Below are 5,237 nucleotides of genomic sequence, written 5' to 3' on the forward strand. Positions count from 1 at the left end.
CGGCGGCAGCGCGCGGCGGTGGCGGGTCCTCCGCCTTCGGCGGCGCGGTTTGCGGGCAGGCGAAGTGCCGCAGCGTCGCGTCCCGCGGCAGCAGGTCGGCGGCCGCGCCGAAGCAGGCGGGGTCGGGCGGAGCGGCGATGCTGCCCGGCAACCGGTCGAAGCCCGCTTCGACCAGCCGGTACCAGCTGCCGTCCGCGGCCTTGCGCGCGCCCTGCCAACCACAGACGAGCAGCCGGTCCTCTGCGCGCGTCAGCGCGACATAGAGAAGCCGGTGCCTCTCCCGCGCATCGGCCGCCTGGTCCTCGGTGCGCCGCTCGGCCAGGGCGGCGGCGGAAAAGCCCTCCTGCCGCGGCGCCCAGGCGGGAAGGTCCTCGTCCAGCCAGCGCAGCGCGGTGCGATCGGGCGGCTCGGCGGTCGTGTCGGGCAGGATGACGACCGGCGCCTGCAGCCCCTTGGCGCCATGCACGGTCATGATGCGGACCGCGTCGCCGGCGCCCTCCGCCTCCCGCTTCACCTCGGCGCCACCCTGGCGCAGCGCATGGACGAAGCCCTGCAGCGACGGCGGATGGGCGCGTTCGTGCTGGAGCGCGGCGGACAGCACCTCATCCAGCGGATCGGCGGCATCTGGGCCGAGCCGGGCGAGCATCCGCGCCCGACCGGCGCGCGCGTCGAGCGGCCCCGGCCCGCCCAGCACATCGGCCAGAAGCGCGTGTGGCGTCGCGATGTCGGTCCGCGCCATCAGCCGCCCGAGCCAGTCCGCCACCCGCCCGAAGCGCGTCGCGCTGCCCCGATGCGCCGCGAGCGCCGACCAGAGCGTGCCTTCGCGCGGCGCGGCAAGCGCGAACACCTCCTCCTCATCGAGCCCGATCAGCGGCGACTTCAGCAGCGCGGCCAGCGCCAGGTCATCCTCGGGCAGCAGCAGGACATCGGCGAGCGCTAGCAGGTCCTGCACCGCGATCTGCTCGGCCAGCACCATGCGATCGACGCCGCCCACCGGCACGCCGAGATCCTTCAGCGCGCGCACGAGCGCGGCCACGAAGCCGCCGCGCGCGCGGGCGCGCACCAGCACGAGGACATCGCCCGGCCGTACCGGGCGGCCCTCGGGCTGCGAATCCTCCCGCCCCGTCTCGACGCGGGCGGGCAGCGTCTCATGGTCGATCATGTGGCGGATGCGGTGGGCGAGCAGCAGGGCGAGGCGCTGTGGCGCGGCATCGGCCTCGACCGGCGCATCGGGTGGCGCCCAGGCGGGTGGTTCGGGCGCGTCCTCGGCCGTCAGCAGCGGCCACATCTCGACCGACCCGGCCTGGCCGGCGCGGTCGGCGTAGTGGCGCAGCGTCGCGCCGGGGGCGACCACGCCCTCGCGCGCCGCGCCCTCGGCAAATACCGCATCGACCAGCGCCAGCACCGGTTCCGTCGAGCGGAAGGAGACGTCGAGCGGCACGGGCCGGAATTCGAGGCCGGCGGCGGGCACGGCGCCGGCGTAATGCGCGCGTTCCCGCGCGAAGCCTTCCGCATCGGCGCCCTGGAAGCGGTAGATCGACTGCTTCTCGTCGCCTACGGCGAAGACGCTGCGGCCTTGTTCGCGGGCGCCCTCGCCGGCGAAGAATTCGCCTGTCAGCGCACGCACGATGCCCCATTGGTCGGGGTTGGAATCCTGCGCCTCGTCCAGCAGCACGTGATCGAGGCCGCCATCGAGCTTGAACAGCACCCAGGCGCTGCCCGGGTCTTCCAGCAGCCGCTCGGCGCCGCGGATAAGGTCGTCGTAGTCGAGCATCCCCGCGCGATTCTTCGCGTCGCGATAGCGGCGCAGCACAGGCGCGCCGATGGCGAGCAGCGCGGCGGTGGCGGCGAGCACGCGGCAGGCGGCGCGGGTGTCCTCCACCGCCGCGACCCGCTCCGCCTCGTGGGCCAGCGTCTCCTGGATCCAGCCCGCATCGGGGCCAGCCTTCTTCGTCGCTAGCGTCTTGCGCGGCGCGTTCTTGTCGGTCAGCAGGATCGCGCGCCAATCCTCCCACGTCGCGGCGCGGCCCGCGTGATCGCGCGCGAGCCAGGCGGCGATCGCCGTGCCGCGCGCCTGGTCGTTCTCGTTGCCCGACAGCCGCAGCAGGGCGCCGGCGCGCGACAGGGGCTCGGCATCGATGTCGCAGGCCTCGGCGATCACCCCCGCCTCGTCATTCACGCCCGGCGGCAGGCCTAGACCGCGCGCGAGCGCGGTCATCATCGCGCCGAGCCCCTGCCGCGCCTCCACCGCGCGCAGCAGCCGCCCCCGATCGCCGGCGAGCGTGCCCACCAGCTCCGCGAAGCGCGCCGGCGGCACCAGCCGCGCGAGATGGGTCAGCGCGTTCGCATCCGGCGCGGCGGACAGCACCGCCTCCCGCTCCCGCGCCAGCATGCTGCGCGCCTCCTGCTCCTCCACCACCGCGAACTGGGGGGCGAGGCCGGCTTCCAGCGGGAAGGCACGCAGCAGGGATTGCGCGAAGGCGTGGATGGTGGAGATGCGCATCCCCCCAGGCTGCTCCAGCACGCGCACGAACAGGGCGCGGGCGGCGGCGATCTCCTCCGTGCCTGGGACGCGGCCGGTCAGCTTCGCGATGGTCGCGGTAAGGGCGGCTTCCTCCGCCGTTGCCCAGCCTCCGAGGGCTTTGGCGAGCCGCGTCGCCATCTCCGCCGCCGCCGCCTTGGTGAAGGTCAGGCACAGGATGCGCCCTGGTGCGACGCCGGCCAGCAGCAGACGCAGCACCCGGTCGGTGAGCAGCTTCGTCTTGCCCGACCCGGCCGAGGCTTCCACCCAGGCCGAGGCGGTGGGATCGGAGGCGCGGGACTGCGCCGCCTCGGCACGCGCGCGCGGCGTGGCGGCGGCCTCGTTCACGCGCGGCGCACGCCCCAGAACAGCGCCGGGCCGCCCTTCACCACGCCGGTGATGGACCGCCTGTAGGCCTGCGGCGGCAGCACCAGGCCGAGCGGGATGAAGGGCACTTCCTGCCACACGGTGGTCTGGATCTCCCGCGCGATGCGCTTCTCGGCGTCCAGGTCCGGCGCCTCGAACCAGGCCTCGCGCAGTTCCTCGAGCCGCGGGATGGTCGGCCAGCCTGCCCAGGCGCCGGTGCCGTGGCCGCGGATCGGCTGGTGGCTGCCGGGCACCGAGACATCGAGCCCTTCCCAGGTGGTGGTGAAGGCGGACCAGCCGCCCTGGTCCACCGGGCCGCGATTGGTGCGGCGCTGGATATGCGTGCCCCAGTCCATCGCCACGAGATCCACGTTGAAGCCGACGCGCCGCATGGTGTCGGCGGCGACCTCCGCCAGGTTCTGCAGCACGGGCAGGTCGGTGGCGGAAAGCATCACCACGCGCTCGTTGCGGTAGCCGCTCTCGCGCAGCGCGCGCTGCGCCGCCTCGATGCTGCGTGGACCGGACAGCACTTCGAGCCCGGCATCGTTGGCGAGCGGCGTGCCCGGCGTGAAGACGCCCGCCGGCACGGCGGAGAGCGAGGGGTCGGTGCCGATCGCCGCATCCATGAAGGCGCGCTGGTTGATCGCCGGCAGCAGGGCGCGGCGCACGGCCGGATTGTCGAAGGGCGGGTGCAGGAAGTTGAAGCGCAGCACGCCGAGATTGCCGGCGCTGTTGATGCGGTCGACCACGATGTCGCGGTGGCGGCGCAGCAGCGGCAGCAGGTCGGCGAGCGGCGTCTCCCACCAATCGGCCTCGTTATTCTGCAGCGCGGCGGAGGCGGTGGAGGGATCGGGCATGATCCGCCACTCGACGCGGTCGAAATGCACGGGCTTGCCGCCGGCGAGGAAATCCGAGGGCTCCTGCCGTGTCTCGTAGCGGTCGAAGCGCTCGTAGATCGCGACGTCGCCGGGGCGGAACAGGTCGGCGCGGAAGCGGAAGGGCCCGGAGCCGATGTATTCGCGGACCTGCTGGAAGGGATCGGTGCGCGCGATCCGCTCCGGCATGATGGCGCAGATGTTGGCGGAGGGCTTGCCGAGCGCCCAGGCGAGGCCGGCCCACGGCTTCTTCAGCCGGATCTCGATCGTGGAATCGTCCACCGCGCGCATGCCGTCGAGAAGCCCGTCGAGCCGCTGGCCCAGCACGTCCCGCTTCGACCAGCGCGCGATGGAGGCGACGCAGTCCGCGGCGCGCACCGGCTCGCCGTCGTGGAAGCGCAGCCCGGGGCGCAGGCGGATGGTCCAGCGCAGGCCGCCATCGGTGATCTCGTGCCCCGCGGCCATCTGCGGCTTCGGCTGGAAGTCGCCGCCGAGGCCATAGAGCGTGTCGTAGATCATCAGCCCGTGGTTGCGGACGATGACGGCCGTGCTCCAGACCGGGTCGATGTTGGACAGGTTGCTCTGCGGGATGAAGCGCAGCGTGCGGGCCTGCGCCTGGCCGAAGGCAACGGAAGGCGCGGCGAGGCCGGCGAGCGGGGCGGCAAGCACGGCGCGGCGGGATGTCATGGCGGGGGCTCCTCGGCTGGAATCTTGGTGGCGGAGCATGGGCCGCCCCGCCGTCGCGCCGCAATCCGGCCTGGCGATATGGCGGCGCGCCGGGCCCGCCGCTATGCCTCCGCCCGTCGCCCGGCATCCCGCCCGGCGCGGGAGATTGATCATGACCGACCTGACGATCGGCACCGGCGCGGAAGCCGCGCCCGGGCAGGACATCACCGTCCACTACACGGGCTGGCTGTTTGAGGAGGGCGCGCCCGAGAACAAGGGCCGCAAGTTCGACAGTTCGCGCGACCGTGGAAGCCCCTTCGTCTTCACCCTGGGCATCGGGCAGGTGATCGCCGGCTGGGATGCGGGCTTCGCCGGCATGAAGGTGGGCGGGCAGCGCCGCCTGATCGTGCCGCCGGAGATGGGCTATGGCGCGCGCGGCGCTGGCGGCGTCATCCCGCCCAATGCCACGCTGGTCTTCGACGTGGAACTGTTGGCGGTCGGCTGACCCCGCGGGATGCGGGAAGAGGGGCTGGAGGAAATCACAAAAAAGTGATATATGCCGTCAATTGCGGTCGGAATGCCTGCGTTGTCCCGCAGGAACCGGCTCGCGAGAGGATGGCGCTATGACTCGCTTGGACGCCCTGCCCCCTGCGCTCCGCGGAACAGCGGCGCTCGCTCTGCTGGGCGCCTTCGCCTTCACCATCCTGCCGCCCCTCCTGCCTGACCTCGGCAGCGCCGCGCTTGCGCGCGGCGGGGACGGCGGCGGTGGCGGCGGTGGCGGCGGCGGCGGTGGCGGTGGCGGTGGCGGC

4 protein-coding genes are annotated in these 5,237 nt (G+C 73.4%); 2 read left to right on the forward strand and 2 right to left on the reverse strand.

The features are described 5' to 3' along the window. Together addA and HW577_RS20305 are read right to left on the reverse strand one after the other, a co-directional pair. A partial coding sequence (gene addA, locus HW577_RS20300) for a double-strand break repair helicase AddA (protein ID WP_198377944.1) occupies window positions 1–2,869 on the reverse strand: 2,869 nt, incomplete at its 3' end. Beyond that, entirely contained in the window at window positions 2,866–4,449 is a 1,584-nt protein-coding gene (locus HW577_RS20305; protein WP_198377945.1) for an ABC transporter substrate-binding protein, read from the reverse strand. The genes addA and HW577_RS20305, both read right to left, overlap by 4 nt. A gap of 151 nt (window positions 4,450–4,600) precedes the next feature. On the opposite strand from HW577_RS20305, the gene HW577_RS20310 reads away from it, so the two are divergent. Together HW577_RS20310 and HW577_RS20315 are read left to right on the forward strand one after the other, a co-directional pair. Further along, the gene (locus tag HW577_RS20310; protein WP_198377946.1) at window positions 4,601–4,933 is read left to right on the forward strand and encodes an FKBP-type peptidyl-prolyl cis-trans isomerase; all 333 of its coding nucleotides are present in this window, start codon (window positions 4,601–4,603) and stop codon (window positions 4,931–4,933) included. Window positions 4,934–5,051: 118 nt separating this feature from the next. After that, window positions 5,052–5,237, forward strand: a 186-nt coding sequence (locus HW577_RS20315) for a hypothetical protein (protein ID WP_198377947.1), incomplete at its 3' end; no start/stop codon positions are given.

The organism is Neoroseomonas rubea (genome assembly GCF_016106015.1).
Lineage (GTDB): Bacteria > Pseudomonadota > Alphaproteobacteria > Acetobacterales > Acetobacteraceae > Neoroseomonas > Neoroseomonas rubea.